General features: G+C 66.7%; 17 protein-coding genes and 1 tRNA gene. 10 read left to right on the top strand and 8 right to left on the bottom strand.

The window, feature by feature from the left end:
- Positions 1 to 264 precede the first annotated feature (264 nt).
- The 5 genes from ACOHWE_RS07935 to ACOHWE_RS07915 form a co-directional block, all read right to left on the bottom strand.
- Entirely contained in the window at positions 265 to 729 is a 465-nt protein-coding gene (locus tag ACOHWE_RS07935) for an Hsp20 family protein (protein WP_420665485.1), read from the bottom strand.
- 133 nt (positions 730 to 862) lie between these two features.
- A complete protein-coding gene (locus ACOHWE_RS07930) occupies positions 863 to 1,690 on the bottom strand; it encodes a trypsin-like serine peptidase (RefSeq protein ID WP_420665484.1) in 828 nt (275 codons plus the stop codon).
- A gap of 155 nt (positions 1,691 to 1,845) precedes the next feature.
- Positions 1,846 to 3,168, bottom strand: a complete 1,323-nt coding sequence (gene glcF / locus ACOHWE_RS07925; protein WP_420665482.1) for a glycolate oxidase subunit GlcF — start codon at positions 3,166 to 3,168, stop codon at positions 1,846 to 1,848.
- A 3-nt stretch (positions 3,169 to 3,171) separates the two neighbouring features.
- A complete protein-coding gene (locus ACOHWE_RS07920; RefSeq protein ID WP_420665922.1) occupies positions 3,172 to 4,275 on the bottom strand; it encodes an FAD-binding protein in 1,104 nt (367 codons plus the stop codon).
- 64 nt (positions 4,276 to 4,339) lie between these two features.
- Positions 4,340 to 5,788, bottom strand: a complete 1,449-nt coding sequence (locus tag ACOHWE_RS07915; RefSeq protein WP_420665480.1) for an FAD-linked oxidase C-terminal domain-containing protein — start codon at positions 5,786 to 5,788, stop codon at positions 4,340 to 4,342.
- Positions 5,789 to 5,868: 80 nt separating this feature from the next.
- Between ACOHWE_RS07915 and ACOHWE_RS07910 the strand changes: the two genes are divergently transcribed.
- Positions 5,869 to 6,612 (top strand): DUF599 domain-containing protein, encoded by a 744-nt coding sequence (locus tag ACOHWE_RS07910; RefSeq protein WP_420665479.1) that lies wholly within the window; start codon positions 5,869 to 5,871, stop codon positions 6,610 to 6,612.
- A gap of 48 nt (positions 6,613 to 6,660) precedes the next feature.
- Here ACOHWE_RS07910 and rlmH read toward each other — a convergent pair whose 3' ends face one another.
- From rlmH to ACOHWE_RS07895, 3 genes are all read right to left on the bottom strand, one after another.
- Complete coding sequence (rlmH, locus tag ACOHWE_RS07905) at positions 6,661 to 7,131, bottom strand: 23S rRNA (pseudouridine(1915)-N(3))-methyltransferase RlmH (protein ID WP_420665477.1); 471 nt, start codon at positions 7,129 to 7,131, stop codon at positions 6,661 to 6,663.
- Between the two features lie 111 nt (positions 7,132 to 7,242).
- Complete coding sequence (gene rsfS, locus ACOHWE_RS07900; RefSeq protein ID WP_420665476.1) at positions 7,243 to 7,611, bottom strand: ribosome silencing factor; 369 nt, start codon at positions 7,609 to 7,611, stop codon at positions 7,243 to 7,245.
- A 164-nt stretch (positions 7,612 to 7,775) separates the two neighbouring features.
- Entirely contained in the window at positions 7,776 to 9,140 is a 1,365-nt protein-coding gene (locus ACOHWE_RS07895; protein WP_420665475.1) for a mechanosensitive ion channel family protein, read from the bottom strand.
- 124 nt (positions 9,141 to 9,264) lie between these two features.
- On the opposite strand from ACOHWE_RS07895, the gene ACOHWE_RS07890 reads away from it, so the two are divergent.
- From ACOHWE_RS07890 to ACOHWE_RS07850, 9 genes are all read left to right on the top strand, one after another.
- Complete coding sequence (locus ACOHWE_RS07890; protein WP_420665474.1) at positions 9,265 to 9,363, top strand: isopropylmalate isomerase; 99 nt, start codon at positions 9,265 to 9,267, stop codon at positions 9,361 to 9,363.
- A gap of 54 nt (positions 9,364 to 9,417) precedes the next feature.
- Positions 9,418 to 10,821 (top strand): 3-isopropylmalate dehydratase large subunit, encoded by a 1,404-nt coding sequence (gene leuC / locus ACOHWE_RS07885; RefSeq protein WP_420665472.1) that lies wholly within the window; start codon positions 9,418 to 9,420, stop codon positions 10,819 to 10,821.
- A 15-nt stretch (positions 10,822 to 10,836) separates the two neighbouring features.
- Entirely contained in the window at positions 10,837 to 11,664 is an 828-nt protein-coding gene (locus ACOHWE_RS07880) for a glycosyltransferase family 32 protein (RefSeq protein ID WP_420665470.1), read from the top strand.
- Entirely contained in the window at positions 11,664 to 12,269 is a 606-nt protein-coding gene (gene leuD, locus ACOHWE_RS07875) for a 3-isopropylmalate dehydratase small subunit (RefSeq protein WP_420665469.1), read from the top strand. The genes ACOHWE_RS07880 and leuD overlap by 1 nt, the downstream gene beginning before the upstream one ends.
- A gap of 360 nt (positions 12,270 to 12,629) precedes the next feature.
- Complete coding sequence (locus tag ACOHWE_RS07870) at positions 12,630 to 13,463, top strand: hypothetical protein (RefSeq protein ID WP_420665468.1); 834 nt, start codon at positions 12,630 to 12,632, stop codon at positions 13,461 to 13,463.
- Positions 13,460 to 14,515: an endonuclease/exonuclease/phosphatase family protein gene (locus ACOHWE_RS07865; protein WP_420665466.1), complete on the top strand. Its 1,056-nt coding sequence runs from the start codon at positions 13,460 to 13,462 to the stop codon at positions 14,513 to 14,515. The genes ACOHWE_RS07870 and ACOHWE_RS07865 overlap by 4 nt, the downstream gene beginning before the upstream one ends.
- 102 nt (positions 14,516 to 14,617) lie before the next feature.
- A complete protein-coding gene (gene leuB, locus ACOHWE_RS07860; RefSeq protein ID WP_420665465.1) occupies positions 14,618 to 15,721 on the top strand; it encodes a 3-isopropylmalate dehydrogenase in 1,104 nt (367 codons plus the stop codon).
- Positions 15,722 to 15,928: 207 nt separating this feature from the next.
- Entirely contained in the window at positions 15,929 to 16,885 is a 957-nt protein-coding gene (locus ACOHWE_RS07855; RefSeq protein ID WP_420665463.1) for a DMT family transporter, read from the top strand.
- Positions 16,886 to 16,929: 44 nt separating this feature from the next.
- Positions 16,930 to 17,006 (top strand) — tRNA-Pro (locus ACOHWE_RS07850).
- Positions 17,007 to 17,021 lie beyond the last annotated feature (15 nt).

Genomic DNA, 17,021 nt, shown 5'->3' with positions numbered 1-17,021 from the left:
GCCTAGCCGAAACCAAATCGCCGCCGCGTTGGGGCGCGCCGGCGATGCGCGGCGGCCTGCGGCCTTGTTCCGCGCTGGGAGCAATAACCGGCCTTTACCACAGGAAAGACCGGTGCCTCCGGCGGGGGTATTTTGGGTCAGAAAGTGGCTGGTGCCGGTTTTGCCCGCGCTGGGGGAGATGTGCCGCATTGAAAGCACGAAGCCCCCCGGCGGTACCGGGGGGGGGCTGTTTCACGCGAAACACTTGGTGGCGAAGCTGCCGGATCAGTTGACCGGCTTGGCTTCCAGTTCCTTGTGCTTTGGCTGGGCCGAGGCGATCTCGATCCGGCGCGGCTTCAGCGCTTCGGGCACTTCGCGCTTCAGGTCGATGTGCAGCATGCCGTTTTCGTGGCTGGCGCCGGTCACGCGGACGTGGTCGGCCAGGGTAAAGCGGCGCTCGAACGCCCGGGTGGCGATGCCGCGGTGCAGATAGGTGCGCTCTTCTTCCTCAGAGGCCTTCTTGGCGGCGACAATCAGCGCGTTTTCGCGGACCTCGACGCTCAGGTCGGATTCGTCGAAGCCGGCCACGGCAATCGAAATGCGGTAGCTGTCGGCGTCAGTCTTCTCGATGTTGTAGGGGGGGTAGCTGGACTGCGCGACATCAGCGCTCAGCGCCCGGTCCATCAGGTCGGCAATCTGGTCAAAGCCGATGGTTGCACGGTGCAGCGGTGCAAAATCAAACGTACGCATGTTTCATCCTCATTCATGAGCGATTTGCGGTGGTGCCTTCCCGTCCGGGACAGGCGTGGAAATTCCCGGGCCCCTGTCAGAGGCGGCCCGGACCCCGCAGAGATAGGCGCTGAGACAGGCGGTTCAAGAGGTCTCAGCCGCCGGGACGGAGGAATTTGGCACCGCTGCTGCCGCGCCCCTCACCCACCCTCACGCGGCCCACGCCGGGCGGCAGGCGGCCGCCGGTCTGCACCCCGGTGAGCTGCGCCTGCAGAAGCGCCAGATCCTCCGCCAGCGAGGCCCCGAGGGAGACCCGCTGGCCATCAGCCTCGGCCTTGGCGGAAACCACCGAGACAATCCGCGGTGTGCCGCCCTCGAAGGAGAAGACCGGCGCGCCGGAGGAGCCGAAATCGACGTCGCAGGACATCACCAGAACCCCCTGCTGGCGGGCCACCACGTTGCAAACCTCCTGCAGCGAGGGTGCTTCCGAACGGTCGTGCGCGTAGGAGACCACTCCGATGCGGGCGCCCTTGCGGGGCCGGGTGTCAGTCGCGAACGGAACCACAGTGGTGTTCCGGATCGGCCGCTGCAGCTGCAGCAGAGCGATATCGTTGCGCACCCGGTCGGTCGAGATCTCGCCGCCGAAAGCGTAAGACGGATGCACCACGGCCCGGCGCACACTGCGGTAGGCGGAGGCGCGGCCGTTGCGCCAGCCCGCGAGGAACTCGATGGTTTGCGGCTCGATCGGGGCGCCGCTGCGGCTGTCGAACAGGCAATGCGCGGCAGTCAGCACCAGGTCGGGCGCTATCAGCGCGCCAGTGCAATAGCCCGTGCCGTTGACGTCGAGCCGCCCCACGGCCTCCCACTGGCGGCCAGCGTCGGTGGTATCGAGCCGTTGCAGACGGCTGTCCTGCGCGGCGGCGGCAAACGGCAGCAGCGCTGCCAGGAGCGCCGAGACCAGCGCCGGTTTCCAATGCCTCAACTGCCTCTCCTCTTTTCCGCCCGGCGTGCTTGTCGTTGCGGGAGATTACTGCGCACGTCCGGCAAAAATACGGCAAGCGGCGGGCAGATACAGCCCCGCAAAATCATTTTGCGGGGCTGGGTGCGGAATAAGTTGCGCGGTGGCTGAGACAGGGCTCAGCGCAGGCGCGGCACCGCTGGTTCCCGGACGGGGTCTGCGCTCAGTGCCGGGGGTTTGGGGCCGCCGGTCGCCCAGTCGAGAAGTTCCACCGTATGCACGATGGGCAGCGCGGTGCCGGAACCGATCTGCATCATGCAGCCGATATTTCCGGCCGCGATAAGGTCGGGCTGTTTTGCTTCCAGCGTTTTCACCTTGCGCGCCTTCAGCTCGGCGGAGATTTCCGGCTGTAAAAGGTTGTAGGTGCCCGCCGAGCCGCAGCAGAGGTGGCTGTCGGCGGGCTCCACCACGGTGAAGCCTGCGCGTTTCAGGAGCGTCTTGGGGTGGGTCTTGATCTGCTGGCCGTGCTGCAGCGAGCAGGCCGCGTGATAGGCGACGGTGAGTTCCTTGTCCGCGCCCTCGGGCAGGTCCAGCTGCATCAGCAGTTCGGAGACATCCATGGCAATGCCAGAGACCCGTGCAGCATCTTCCGCCAGCGGTTCGTTGCGGAACATGTGGCCGTAGTCCTTCACCGTGGTGCCGCAGCCCGAGGTGTTGATGACGATGGCGTCTAGCCCCTGCCCGTCCATCTCCGCCGCCCAGGCGCGGATGTTCTTTGCCGCGGCGGCGTGGCTTTCCTCCTCGCGCCCCATGTGGTGGGTGAGCGCGCCGCAGCAGCCCGCGCCCCTAGCCACCACCACCTCGCAGCCGAGCCGGGTCAGGAGGCGGATGGTGGCGTCGTTGATGTCGGTGTTGAGCGCCTTCTGCGCGCAGCCGGTCATCAGCGCCACGCGTTTTCTGCGCGGCGCCTCCGGCGCGAAGCTCTGCGGGTCGTCGTTGCGGCTGACGGGCGGGATGTGGCGCGGCGCCATGTCGAGCATTGCGCGCAGCCGCGCATCCGGCATCAGCCCCTTGAAGGGTTTGACCAGCCGCGCGCCGAACAGCGCCAGGCGGAAGCGGCCCGGGTAGGGCAGGATGCGCGACAAGAGCCAGCGCAGGGCGCGGTCGCTCCACGGCCGGTCGTAGTGCTTTTCAATATAGGCACGGGCCTGGTCGACCAGATGCATATAGTGGACGCCCGAGGGGCAGGTGGTCATGCAGGCGAGGCAGCTGAGGCATCGGTCGATGTGCTTCACGGTCTTCTCGTCCGGCACGCGCTCATTCTCGAGCATGTCTTTGATCAGGTAGATGCGCCCCCGCGGGCTGTCGAGTTCGTCGCCGAGCACCTGGTAGGTCGGGCAGGTGGCGGTGCAGAAACCGCAGTGGACGCAGGACCTCAGGATCTCGTTGGCGCGCCGGATGCCCGGGTCCTTGAGCTGTTCTTCGGTGAAATTGGTCTGCATGTGCTACCCCATCAGGCCCAGGTTGAGGATGCTTCTCGGGTCGAACTGGCGGCGCAGCCCTTCCGAGAGCGCGGCAAGCGGCCCTGGCTGCGGCTGGAACACACCCAGCTGCTGACGGGTCGCGCGGGAGGCGCGCACCAGCGTCGCATGGCCCGGCACGGTGAGGCGCGGGCGCAGATCGGTGCCTTCGGGAACCAGCGCCCAAATCAGCCCGCCGCCCCAGTCGAACTGCAGCGCCTCCGCTTCCAGCGGCGGGGCAAGCTCCACCGCGTCGCTGGGCTTCACCGAGATGCGCCAGACATCGCCCGGCCGGCCATGAAAGGCCTCCACATCCCTGATGCCGCGCCAGAGGGCGCGGCTGTCCTCGCCCTCCACGATCTCCGCCTCGCCGAAGGGCGCAAGCAACGCCGCAAGCTTGCCGCTGCGTTCGGCGACCGAGGCGGCAAAGCCTTCGAGCCGCAGGTACACCTGGAAGCTTTCGGCGTCATAGGCGGCACCGCTCACGTCATAAGGCGCGCCAAGGGCAGCCGACATCGCCTCCACCGCGGCTTCCAGTCCGAGGTTCGGCAGGCGCAGGGTGGCAGAGGCCTCGGCCCGCGGCAGCACCTTCAGCGCCACCTCGCTCAATACGCCAAGCGTGCCATGGGCGCCGCACATCAGCTTCACCAGGTCATAGCCGGTCACGTTCTTCATAACCCGGCCGCCGTTGCGCAGAATCTGGCCGGAGCCGTCTACGAAGCGCACCCCAAGCAGGTAGTCCCGCGCCGCGCCCGCCTGGATGCGCCGGGGGCCGGAGACGTTGGCGGCGAAAACTCCGCCGATGGTCGGCTCGCCCGCGCCGCCCAGAAGCCCGCGGTGATCCATCGGCTCGAACGCCAGGCGCTGGTTTTGCTCCTCCAGCAGCGCCTCCACTTCCGCCACCGGGGTGCCCGCCTGCACCACCAGCGTCAGCGCGCCGGGCTCATAAAGCGTCACGCCCGAAAGCCCGCGGGTGCTCAGCACCGTGCCCTCCACGTCCAGCCCGCGGCTGCCACCGCCCTGGATGCACAAGGGCCCTTTCGCCGCGGCGATCCCCTCGGCCAGCGCGGCCTCGCTATCAGGTGTCATCATTTCATCTTTCCCGAAATACTCTGGGGGTATGGGGGCAAAGCCCCCATGGGATTAGGGCCGCTCACTGCGCTGCCAGCGCCACGCTCCGGCGCTCCTCGGTGACCGAGAGCGGGAACACCTTGGCCGGGTTCAGCAGCCACTTAGGATCGAACACGTCCTTGACCCGCAGCTGCGCCTCCAGGTCCGCGGCCCCGTACTGCTCCAGCATCAGGTCGCGCTTCTCGATCCCCACCCCGTGCTCGCCGGTAAGGCAGCCGCCCGCCTCGACGCAGAGCTTGAGGATCGCGGCGCCGAATTCCTCGCAGGTTTCCAGGTCGCCGGGCTTGTTGGCGTCGAACAGGATCAGCGGGTGCATATTGCCGTCGCCCGCGTGGAACACATTGGCGACCTGCAGGCCGAACTCCTTGCTCATCTCGCCGATGCGGCGCAGCACGAAGGGCAGTTCGGAGACCGGGATAGTGCCGTCGAGGCACATATAGTCGTTGATCTGCCCCATGGCGCCGAAGGCGGATTTGCGGCCGAGCCAGATCCGCGCGGCCTCATCGGCGTCGGCGGCTTCGCGCAGCTCCAGCGGGTTGTGGGCGCGGGCGATCTCAGTGATCAGGCCGAGCTGGTGGGCGATCTCCGCCTCGCTGCCCTCGACCTCGATGATCAGCAGCGCCTCGCAGAGCGGGTAGCCTGCCTTGGCGAACGCTTCGCAGGCCTCGATGCAAGGGCGGTCCATGTACTCGATCGCCACCGGCAGCACGCCCGCCTTGATGATGTCCGACACGCAGGCGCCCGCGGCCTCGGCGCTGTCAAACGCGGCGAGTACCGGGCGTGCGCCCTCGGGCTGGCGAAGGATGCGCAGGGTTGCCTCGGTGACCACTCCAAGCTGGCCCTCGCTGCCGCAGATCACGCCGAGAAGGTCGAGCCCGCCCGCATCCAGATGCGCACCGCCGATCTCCACCACGGTGCCGTCCATCATCACCATGGTGACTCCAAGGAGGTTGTTGGTGGTGACGCCGTATTTCAGGCAATGCGCCCCGCCCGAGTTCATCGCGATATTGCCCGCGATGGCGCAGGCGAGCTGCGAGGAGGGGTCGGGGGCGTAGAAGAAGCCTTCCTCCGCCACGGCGCCGGTGACGGAGAGGTTGGTGCGCCCTGCCTGCACCCGGATCACGCGGTTCGGATAATCGGTCTCCAGCACCTCGTTCATCCGGGCGACGCCCAGCAGCACGCAATCGGCGGTGGGCAGCGCACCGCCCGCCAGAGAGGTTCCTGCCCCGCGCGGCACTACCGGCACGCCTTCCTCGTGGCAGATCCGCAGCACATCGGCTACTTCGCGGGTACTGCGCGGCAGAACTACCAGCATCGGCGGGCAGCGGTAGGCGGTGAGCGCGTCGCATTCGTAGGCGCGGGTTTCCGCCTCCTCGGTGATCAGCGCGTCGGCGGGCAGCACCTTGGCAAGCCGCGCGGCAAGGCTGGGCTTGCGGGCGAGAATGGCGGGCGCGGGGGCTGGCATCTGCATGGGGACCTCCAATCTGGTAAAATAATATTACCAATTTCACCTGTCTGGCAAGGCACAGATTGCCGCGCTAGGGTGGCGCCATGCTGTGGACCGAACGCCTTGCCCTGTTTTCACCCCTTGATGCCGCTGCGCTGGCGCTGCTCATGGGCGGCTGGATGTGGATCGGCTGGCGCATCGAGCACCCGCCGCGCGGGCGGCCTTCGGTGTCCTGGCTGATGGCGGATTTCCGGCGCGATTGGATGCGGCGCATGGTGGAGCGCGACCCGCGCATCTTCGACGCGCAGCTGGTGGGCAACCTGCGCCAGGGGACGGCCTTCTTCGCCTCGGCCGCGATGATCGCGATCGGCGGCGGGCTGGCGCTGATCGGCAATACCGATCCGCTCGCAGGGGTGGCGGAGGATCTGACCCAGAATACGGTGCCCGCCTTCGTGCTGGAGGTGAAGCTGCTGCTGGTGATGCTGCTCCTGAGCAATTCCTTCCTGAAATACGTCTGGTCGCACCGGCTGTTCGGCTATTGCTCGGTGCTGATGGCGGCGGTGCCCAATGACCGCACCCACGCGCTCGCCTATGAGCGTGCGGAACAGGCGGCGGAGATCAGCATCACCGCGGCGCGCAGCTTCAACCGCGGCATGCGGTCGACCTACTTCGCGCTGGCGGCGGTGGCCTGGCTGGCGGGGCCGGTGGCGCTAATCGCGGCGGCTGCAATCACTTTAGCGGTGCTCTACCGGCGCGAGTTCGCCTCGCAGTCGCGCAGGATTCTGATGCGGGTGCCGCCGGAAAGCTGCGGTGAGGCAGCGGCAAAACCCGCCGCTTCTTCTGGCTGAGAATATCCCCGCTGGAGGCCTGCGCCGCAGGCGCAGCTCCCCGCGGGCTCACTCACGGTGGTAGGGGCTTCCGGCGAGGATGGTTGCCGCGCGGTAGACCTGTTCCGCCAGCATCAGCCGCACAAGCATGTGCGGCCAGACCATCTTGCCGAAGGAGAGCGAGAAATCGGCCTCGGCCCTCAGGACCGGGTCGATGCCGTCGGCGCCGCCAATGATCAGCGCCAGATCCTGGCGGCCGGTGTCGCGCCAGCCTGCGAGCTTTTCCGCGAAAGAGGGGGAGGAGATCACCTTGCCGCGCTCGTCCAGGGTGCAGATCACAGCGCCCTTGGGCAGCGCCTTGCGCAGGAGCGCCGCCTCGGCCGCCATCCCTGCGTTCTTCTTGTCCTCAACCTCGACCACCCGCGCAGGCCCCAGGCCAAGCGCGCGGCCGGTGCGGTCGAAGCGGGTGAGGTAGTCGTCGATCAGCGTTTTTTCCGGGCCGGCGCGCAAGCGGCCGACCGCGCAGATATGCAGGCGCATGGCAGTTCCAAGGCTGGCGGGCCCGCGCCTCGGCACGGGCCGGGACGAAGTCCGGGACATCCGGCCCGGAAACGGGCCTGGATGCAGGCCGGTGTCATCCCGGCCGGGGGCTCAGCCCTCGGCCGGAGCGGCGGCGGCGCCTGCAGGCATCCACATCTTCTCGAGCTGGTAGAACTCGCGCACTTCCGGGCGGAAGATATGGACAACAACGTCACCGGTATCGATCAGCACCCAATCGCCGGTGTCCTTGCCCTCGACCTTGCTGACGAGCCCGTACTCCTGCTTGAGCCGGTCGGTCAGCTTCTCGGCCATTGCCGCGACCTGGCGGGTGGAGCGGCCGGAGGCCAGCACCATATAGTCACCGATCGAGGTCTTGCCGCGCAGGTCAATCTGCACGACATCTTCGGCCTTGTCATCGCTGAGAGAGGAGAGGATACGCTCCAGCAGCTGCTCGCTGGAGGGCTGGCTGCGGGCGGCCATCACGGCTGCCCCGCTGACAGCGGCATTTGCCGCGTGAGGTTCGAATGACAGGACATTGTCCTCCTTGCTGCGCGCCGTCCGTCCCCCGGCGCTGGGGTCGATTTTAATGTAGCAAGCACGGGGTGGATTTTCAATGAACGCCGCGCCGCTGCAAGCCCGCGCCCTTACACTTCCTGCTGCGCAGGCGCAACCCGCGCCGGTTTCGGATCCGTGAGATTGCGCACCTCGCGCTGCGGGAAGGGGATGGAAATGCCCTCAGCCTGAAAAGCGTCCCAGAGCGCCAGGTAGACGTTGCCGCGGATGTTGGTGAGCCCGCCGGTGGGGTCGCTGATCCAGAACCGCAGCACATAGTCGACGCTGCTGTCGCCAAAGCCGGTGATATGGCAGACCGGGTCGCGCCCCGGTCCGGCCAGCACCCGGCTTGAGGTCTTCGCCGCGTCGATGGCCACCTCGCGCACCCGGTGGGGATCGTCGCCGTAGCTGGTGCCGAACTTGAGGTCGAGCCGCACGTAGCGGTCGGAATGCGACCAGTTCACCACCTCGCTGGTGATGAAATCCTCGTTCGGAATCAGGTATTCCCGCCCGTCGCGGGTGACCACCGAAACATAGCGCGCGCCAAGCGCGTTGATCCAGCCGAAGGTCTCTCCCAGCGAGATCACGTCGCCCGGTTTGATCGAGCGGTCCATCAGGATGATGATGCCGGACACCAGGTTGGAGACCACCTTCTGCAAGCCAAAACCGATGCCCACACCGATGGCACCGGAGAGCACCGCCAGCCCGGTGAGGTCAAAGCCGATAGTGCGGATGGTGATCACCACCGCAAGGCTGTAGAACAGCACCTGCACCGCCTTGCCCAGCAGCACTTGCATCGAGGGCGAGATATCCTCGTTGCGGCGCAGGCCGCCGGCGGCGGTGTTGGAGCCGAGCCGGGCCAGCGTCAGGAGTGCGGCCGCCAGCACCAGCGCCTTCAGCACCATCAGAACCGACAGATGCACCTCGCCGATGTCGAGCGCAACGCTGTCGAGTATGCGCGCCGCGTCATCGTCGAGGCTGAGCGCAACCAGCGTCGCGTAGATCCACATCGCCCAGGTGAAGAGTTTGCGCAGCGTCGGATTCTGCACCAGCCGGGCGAGGAAGGCGATCACCAGCCAGGCCGTCGCTAGGGTCGCCGCCACTCCGATCAGGTAGCTGCGCGAGGGCCACGTGACCTCGCGCATGATCAGGAAGGTGGCCCAGCAAAGGATCACGAAAATGACCAGCCGCAGACGCCGCAGCATCTGCACCACCAGCCGCAGACGCCACTTCGGCCAGCCCTCGCGCGAGCGGGCCCAGCGGTCCAGCGGCGGTTCGGCTGCGAATTTCAGCGCCCAGGCCGCGGCCACCAGCCCCAGCACGATCAGCAGCTGATAGAGCCGCCAGCCCGGCATCAGGTAGATGGTGGCAAGGTTGGATGCCCAGGCCAGCGCGCCCTCCAGACTGCTCTGCAGGGAGCCGGGCAAGACGCCATCCGGCAGGATTTCACTGTCCATTCAAGACCCTCCTGCTGGCAGGATGCGCCGGGCGCCGTCTGCGGGCAAGGGGCGGTCTCGGCCGGCACCCTGCAGTGCGACAACGAATCTTGATTGCCGGCCCCGGCGGATGTATCCCACCCGCATGACCCCCGTATTGGCCCAGAAAATCGAACTGCAAGACCGCACCCGCCTGCGCGAGCGGTTCTTTGGCGCCGCCCGCACGGTGCTGGCCCGCCTATAAGGCGGATGCCCAGCCATTTGCCAGCATACCCCAATACATCACGGGAGAGGACCAATGTCCCCCAAAACACTCTACGACAAGATCTGGGATGCGCATGTCGCGCATGAAGCAGAGGACGGCACCTGCCTGCTCTACATCGACCGCCACCTGGTCCACGAGGTGACCAGCCCGCAGGCCTTCGAAGGCCTGCGCATGGCCGGCCGCACGGTGCACGCGCCGGACAAGACCATCGCGGTGCCGGACCACAACGTGCCCACCACGCTGGACCGCGCCAAGGGCATCGAGAACGAGGAAAGCCGCATTCAGGTTGAGGCGCTGGACAAGAACGCCAAGGAATTCGGCGTGCATTATTACCCGGTGGATGACATCCGCCAGGGCATCGTGCACATCGTCGGCCCCGAACAGGGCTGGACCCTGCCCGGCATGACCGTGGTCTGCGGCGACAGCCACACCGCCACCCACGGCGCCTTCGGCGCGCTGGCGCATGGCATCGGCACCTCGGAAGTGGAGCACGTTCTGGCGACCCAGACGCTGATCCAGAAGAAGTCCAAGAACATGAAGGTGGAGATCACCGGCCAGCTGAAGCCGGGCGTGACCGCCAAGGACATCACCCTGGCTGTGATCGGCAAAACCGGCACCGCCGGCGGCACCGGTTACGTGATCGAATACTGCGGCGAGGCGATCCGCTCGCTCAGCATGGAAGGCCGCATGACGGTCTGCAACATGGCGATCGAAGGCGGCGCCCGCGCAGGTCTGATCGCGCCGGACGAAACCACTTTCGAATACGTCAAGGGCCGCCCGCATGCGCCGAAGGGCGCGCAGTGGGAAGCCGCGCTGAGCTGGTGGAAGACGCTTTACACCGATGAGGGCGCGCATTTCGACAAGGTGATCACCATCGCCGCCGAGGAGATCGAGCCGGTGGTGACCTGGGGCACCTCGCCCGAGGACGTGCTGCCGATCACCGGCACCGTGCCCTTCCCCGAGGATTTCTCAGGCGGCAAGGTGGAAGCAGCCAAGCGCGCCATCGAATACATGGGGCTGACCCCGGGCCAGAAGCTCACCGATATCGAGATCGACACGGTCTTCATCGGCTCCTGCACCAACGGCCGGATCGAAGACCTGCGCGCCGTCGCCGACGTGGTGAAGGGCAAGAAGATCAAGGAAGGCCTGCGCGCGATGATCGTGCCGGGCTCGGGCCTCGTGCGCGCCCAGGCCGAGGAGGAGGGGCTGGCCGAGATCTTCCAGGAAGCCGGTTTCGAGTGGCGCCTTGCGGGGTGCTCGATGTGCCTGGCGATGAACCCCGACCAGCTGGCGCCGGGCGAGCGCTGTGCGGCTACCTCGAACCGCAACTTCGAGGGCCGGCAGGGCTATAAGGGCCGCACCCATCTGGTAAGCCCGGCCATGGCCGCCGCCGCAGCGCTGACGGGAAGGCTCACGGATGTGCGCGAGCTGATCTAAGCCGAGGGGGCCCCCATGCCGTCCAGCCCTTCCCTTCCCGCGGTGGCAAGCCTGTGGATCGGCGACCGCCTCAGCTGGCTGCACGAACTGTCTCTGGCCAGTTTCGTGCAGCGCGGCCACGAGGTGGTGCTGTTCCATACGCAGCCCGCCCCGCCGCCGGTGCCGGCAAGTGTCCGCACCTGCCCGGCGGCGGAGATCTGGGACCCTGCCGCGGCAGGGCACGGGGAAGCGCCAGCCTCGATGCTGTCCGATCTGTTCCGGCTTTACCTGCTGAAGCAGACAGACATGATCTGGATCGACACCGACGTGCTCTGCTACCGGCCGCTGCCGGAAGCGGAGTATCACGTTGGCTATGAACCAACGCGGTCGGTCAACGGCGCGGTGCTGCGGCTGCCGAAGCGCTCGGCCGCTCTGAACCAGTTGCTGGACTGGTTCGAGGACCCCGAGTGGGTCCCCTCCTGGCTTGGCCCGAAGGTCCGGAAAGAGGTGCGCAGGGCCGCGCCCGGTCAGCGGCTGTTGAAGGCCTTCGAGTTGAAGCGCCCGTCGCTTGGCCCGCGGGCGCTGGAGCACACGCTTAAGATGACCGGTGAGGCGGAGCACCTGTGCAAGCCGGATGTCTTCTACCCGCTGCGCGGCGTGCTGACCGACGTGCTCTTCAGCGGCCACTGCCGGGAAGACGGCTGGATCACGGAAAACACGCTGGCCATTCACCTCTATGCCTCGATGGTGCGGCGCTACCACCAGTCGCACCGGCCCGAACACAACAGCTTCATCGCCCGCTTCGCGGAGGAGATCGGATTTGATCTGAGCGGCCTGAAGCACCAGAAACAAGGAAACGAGTAATGGAAAAGTTCACCAAACTGCAGGGCATCGCAGCCCCGATGCCGCTCGTAAACATCGACACCGACATGATCATCCCCAAGGTGTTCCTGAAGTCCATTCAGCGCACCGGCTTTGGCGTCAACCTGTTCGACGAGATGCGCTATAACCGCGACGGCTCCGAAATTCCCGAGTTCGTGCTCAACAAACCGCAGTACCGCAACGCCGAGATCCTGGTGGCGGGCGACAACTTCGGCTGCGGTTCTTCGCGCGAGCATGCGCCCTGGGCGATCAAGGACTTCGGGATCAAATGCGTGATCTCCACCTCCTTTGCAGACATCTTCTTCAACAACTGCTTCAAGAACGGCATCCTGCCGATCGTGCTGCCGCAGGAGCAGGTCGACATCCTGATGGCCGACGCGGAAAAAGGGGCCAACGCGCGCATGACCGTGGACCTGGAAGCGCAGGAGATCACTACATCGGATGGCATCGCGATTCCGTTCGAGGTCGACGCCTTCAAGAAGCACTGCCTGCTGAACGGGCTCGATGACATCGGGCTGACGCTGGAGAAGGCGCCCGCAATCAAGTCTTACGAGGATAAGCTCGCGCAGGAACGCCCCTGGGTCTGACACCGGGTGCGGAACAACCGGAACGAGCCGTCCCTCCCGGGGCGGCTCTTTTGCGTGGCGGCGGGAGGGCAAGGGGAGCGCTGCCAGATTCCTGCCACAATTGCACTTTCCGCGGCGCGCCTTGCGCCATAGCTTCACGTCCCCCCTACATCTAGTGGCGCTTGCGCGGCGCTGATGCAATCGCGCACCACTCCTGCCACCTTCCCCCCGCTGCACCCCCTTCGGCGGCTTGAGCAGGATGCCGCCAACCGGCAAGAATAGGGCAAAAATGAGGCAGCGCCTCCCGGATCCTGCGGGCGGCACATCCGGCAGCGGAGCAGGCACAAGCCGGCCCGGCGCGGTTCGAGGGGACAGATTGACGTGATCGCACGTATTACAGGCGCGGCCTTGCGCGGCTTGCTGGTGGCCCTGATGCTGGCCGCGCCGGCACTTCTGCTGCCCGCGGGCGCTACCGCCTCGCCCGAGATCGTGGTCTTCATCGCGCTCCTGGCCGGGACGCTGACCTTCGCCGAATATTTCCCGCGGTTCCCCAGCGTCGTGGAATTCCGCGAGGCGCCGCCGTTCAACCGGATGCGCTTTGCCGCCTGCGCGGTGACCCTGGGGCTGTTGAGCCTGCTGGCGGCGCATCCGCTGGCGCCGACGGGCCTGACCGCGCTGGTACAGCAATTGGCTGCGCGGCTGGGAGCGGCGATGAATTTCGCCTATTCGCCGGTGCAGCTCGCGACGCTGATGATGCCGCCGCAAGCGGCGGCTGAGACGGTGCTGGCGGTGCGCAATGCTTCGGGGCTTGCTTCAATGGTGGCCATCGCCGCCATTGCGCTGTTTGCGCTGGTGATCCGCATCGGCCAGTGGCCAGTCGGCCAGGGCGCCTTCAACGTCTGGGTGAACCTGCCGCTGTTTGACCCGACCACCGGCGCGGATGTGGTGCAGCGCCTGCAGCGGGACGGGCGGATCAACGTGATCGCCGGCATCCTTTTGCCCTTCGCGGTTCCTGCGGCGGTGACGCTGTCGGCGGGGTTTGTGGACCCTGCCCTGCTGGCGGCGCCGCATGTGCTGGTCTGGAGCGTCACCGCCTGGGCGCTGGTGCCCGCCTCGATGATCATGCGCGGCATGGCGATGCTGCGGATTGCGGCGCTGATCGCCCAGCAGCGCCGGGCCGCGCACCGCGCCGCCGAAGCCTTGCAGACCGCATGAGGCGGCTGGCGGCGCGGCTCCTGCTGATTGCCGCCGCGGCTCTTGCCGGCGCGCCGGGCTGGGCGGAAACACTGCGGATTGCCACTTTCAACGCCGAACTTTCCCGCCGCGGCCCCGGGCTGATGCTGCGCGACATCCTGCGCGGCGAGGATGCGCAAGTGGCGGCAGTGGTGGCGATCATTGCCGAAGCCCGGCCGGATGTGCTGGTACTGCAGGGCATCGACTGGGATGCCGAGGGCCGCACGCTGGCGGCCCTGCAGCAGCGGCTGGCGGAGGCGGGCGCCGTCTATCCGCACCGTTTCCTGCGCCAGCCCAACGCCGGGCTGCCGGTGGAGCCGCCGCTGGACATGGATGGCGACGGCCGGATCGGCGATGCAGGCGATGCGCAGGGCTATGGGCGCTTCCGCGGCGATGGCGGGCTTGCGGTGCTGTCGCGCCTGCCCCTCCTGGAGACGGAAGCGCGCGATTTCTCTGCCTTGTTGTGGCGCGATCTGCCCGGGGCGGATCTGCCGCGGCACGACGACGGCCGTCCCTACCCGTCAGCCGAGGCGCAGGTGGTGCAGCGGCTGTCGTCGGTGGCGCATTGGCTGGTGCCGGTGGAGCTGCCGCGGGGCGGGTGGCTCGACGTGCTGGCCTTCCAGGCCGGAACGCCGCTGTTTGACGGGCCGGAGGACCGCAATGGCCGCCGCAACGCGGATGAGATCCGGCTTTGGCAGCACCTGCTGGATGGCGCACTGGGGCCTTCGCCCGAGGCGCCCTTCGTGATCGCGGGCGGCGCCAATCTGGACCCGGAGCACGGTGCCGGCCGCCGCGAGGCCATCCGCGCGCTCCTGGCCGACCCGCGTTTGCAGGATCCGCGGCCGGAAAGCCCGAAGGCAGGTACCGCCACCGTCGAGTGGCAGAACGCCGGCCGGATGCGGGTCGACTATGTGCTGCCTTCCGCCGGCATTACAATTTCCGGGTCCGGGGTGATCTGGCCGCAAACTCCCGACGATCCGGCCGCCATGGCAAGCCGCCACCGGCTGGTCTGGGTCGACCTCGCCCTGCCCTGAACCGCCCTGCCCGCCCCTGCGGCAAGTGCGTCCGCAGGCCGTTGTTGACCCTGCCCGCCTCTGCCGCTAGGCCCTTTGCCAGCGATTTCAAGGAGGACGCGCATGCCCAACCCATCGATTCTGATTCTGCCCGGAGACGGGATTGGCCCCGAGGTGATGGCCGAGGTGCGCAAGATCATTTCCTGGTTCGGCGACAAGCGCGGCCTGCAGTTCGATGTGAGCGAGGACCTGGTCGGCGGCGCGGCCTACGACAAACACGGCAAGCCGCTTGCCGATGAGACCATGGCCAAGGCGCAGGAAGTGGACGCGGTGCTGCTTGGCGCCGTGGGCGGGCCGAAATACGACGGCCTGGACTTTTCGGTGAAGCCCGAGCGCGGCCTTCTGCGCCTGCGCAAGGAAATGGATCTCTACTCCAACCTGCGCCCGGCGCAGTGCTTTGATGCGCTTGCCGATTTCTCCTCGCTCAAGAAAGACATCGTCGCGGGCCTCGACATCATGATCGTCCGCGAGCTGACCTCCGGCGTCTACTTCGGCGAGCCGCGCGGCATCTTCGAGGAAGGCAACGAACGCGTCGGCATTAACACCCAGCGCTATACCGAGAGCGAGATCGAGCGCGCCGCGCGGTCGGCCTTCGAGCTGGCAATGCGCCGCAACAAGAAGCTCTGCTCGATGGAGAAGGCCAACGTGATGGAATCCGGCATCCTGTGGCGCGAGGTGGTGACCCGCGTCGGCCAGGAATACCCGGAGGTCGAGCTGTCGCACATGTACGCCGACAACGGCGCAATGCAGCTGGTCCGCGCGCCCAAGCAGTTCGACGTGATCCTGACCGACAACCTGTTTGGCGACATCCTGTCCGACTGCGCCGCGATGCTGACCGGCTCGCTCGGCATGCTGCCCTCCGCCTCGCTCGGCGCGCCGATGGCGAATGGCCGCCCGAAGGCACTGTATGAACCCGTGCACGGCTCGGCGCCCGATATCGCGGGTGAGGGCAAAGCCAACCCGATTGCCTGCATCCTGAGCTTTGCCATGGCGCTGCGCTATAGCTTCGATCAGGGCGAGGAAGCTGCCCGCCTGGAAGCCGCGGTCGAGAAGGTGCTGGCCGACGGCGTGCGCACCGCTGACCTGCTGGGCGAAGAGGGCGTGGAGCCGGTCTCGACCAGCCAGATGGGCGATGCCATCGTCGCGGCGCTGGACGCGAGCCTCTGATCTGCGCCTGGTGAATTGAACGGGGCCGGAAGGATGATCTTCCGGCCCCTTTTTTGTGCGGTGCCTGCGCGAAACAGCCTTTGGGCCGCGCCCCGCAAAAAAGCCCCGCCTGCGGGCCAATCCGCTCTTGCGCGCGCCGCCCGTGCGGCGTTAGCGCTATAGGCGGGCGGTTGCGTCCGGAAGCTTTTCAGATCGTTCGGAGACGGCATGAATACCAAGGCAGCGCTCTACGCCCTCATTGCCTATGCTATTTTTTCCACCCATGACGTGGTGGTGAAGTTTATCAGCGCGGAAATGTCGGCCTTCCAGATCGTCTTCTTCTCCAGCCTTCTGTCCTTTCCGCTGCTGACGCTTTTGATGGTGCGCGATGCGACGCCCGGCACCCTGCGGCCCGTTCACCCGTGGTGGATGGCGCTCCGGTCGCTGTCGATGTCAGTGGTGCCCGCTAGCGCCTTTTACGCATTTTCCGTCCTGCCGCTGGCGCAGACCTATGCGCTGCTGTTTGCAACGCCGCTTCTGATCACGCTCTTGTCGATCCCGGTGCTGGGTGAAAAGGTCGGCCTGCCGCGGATGGCGGCGGTGCTTCTGGGCTTTGCCGGAGTGCTTGTAGTGCTTCGGCCGGGCGAGACCGAGCTTGGCCTTGGCCACGCGGCGGCCCTGCTCGCGGCCCTCGGCAGTGCATCGCAATCGGTTATCCTGCGCAAGCTGAGCAGCATCGAACGGCGCGTGGTCGTGATGCTATTCCCGATGCTGACCACCGTCGTGGTCATGGGGCTGGCGCTGCCCTTCGTCTATGTCCCGATGGAAGCGCAGGCGTTCGGGGGTCTTGCCATCATCGCGCTCTTCGGCTTCATCGCGACGCTGCTCGTGGTCAACGCCTATTCCATCGGCGAAGCGGCGATTGTCGCGCCGATGCAGTATTCGCAAATAATCTGGGCCACGGTTTTCGGCGTGATTCTGTTTGACGAGGCCGTCGATCTGCCCACGCTGATCGGTGCCGTGATAATCATTGCGAGCGGCGTTTTCATCGTTCTGCGCGAGGCCCGCGGCGGCCGCTCCGACCACACGCCCGTGCTGCAAACCCGTACCCGCACCGTGCCCAGCGGCGGTATGAATGTGTCGTTTTTCCTGAAACGGAATTCCGGCGAGAAACCTGTGGAATAGGTCTTGCCAAACCGCAAACAGCGGTATACTTCACGCGCCACGGTCGGAGCGTAGCTCAGCCTGGTAGAGCACTGTCTTCGGGAGGCAGGGGCCGGAGGTTCGAATCCTCTCGCTCCGACCAATAAAACAAGGCGCC

It is taken from the genome of Cribrihabitans neustonicus (assembly GCF_048820895.1).
GTDB classification, from domain to species: Bacteria; Pseudomonadota; Alphaproteobacteria; order Rhodobacterales; family Rhodobacteraceae; genus Cribrihabitans_A; species Cribrihabitans_A neustonicus.
The sequence above is the reverse complement of the archived record's forward strand: the minus strand, read 5'-3'. Positions and strand labels throughout refer to the sequence as shown.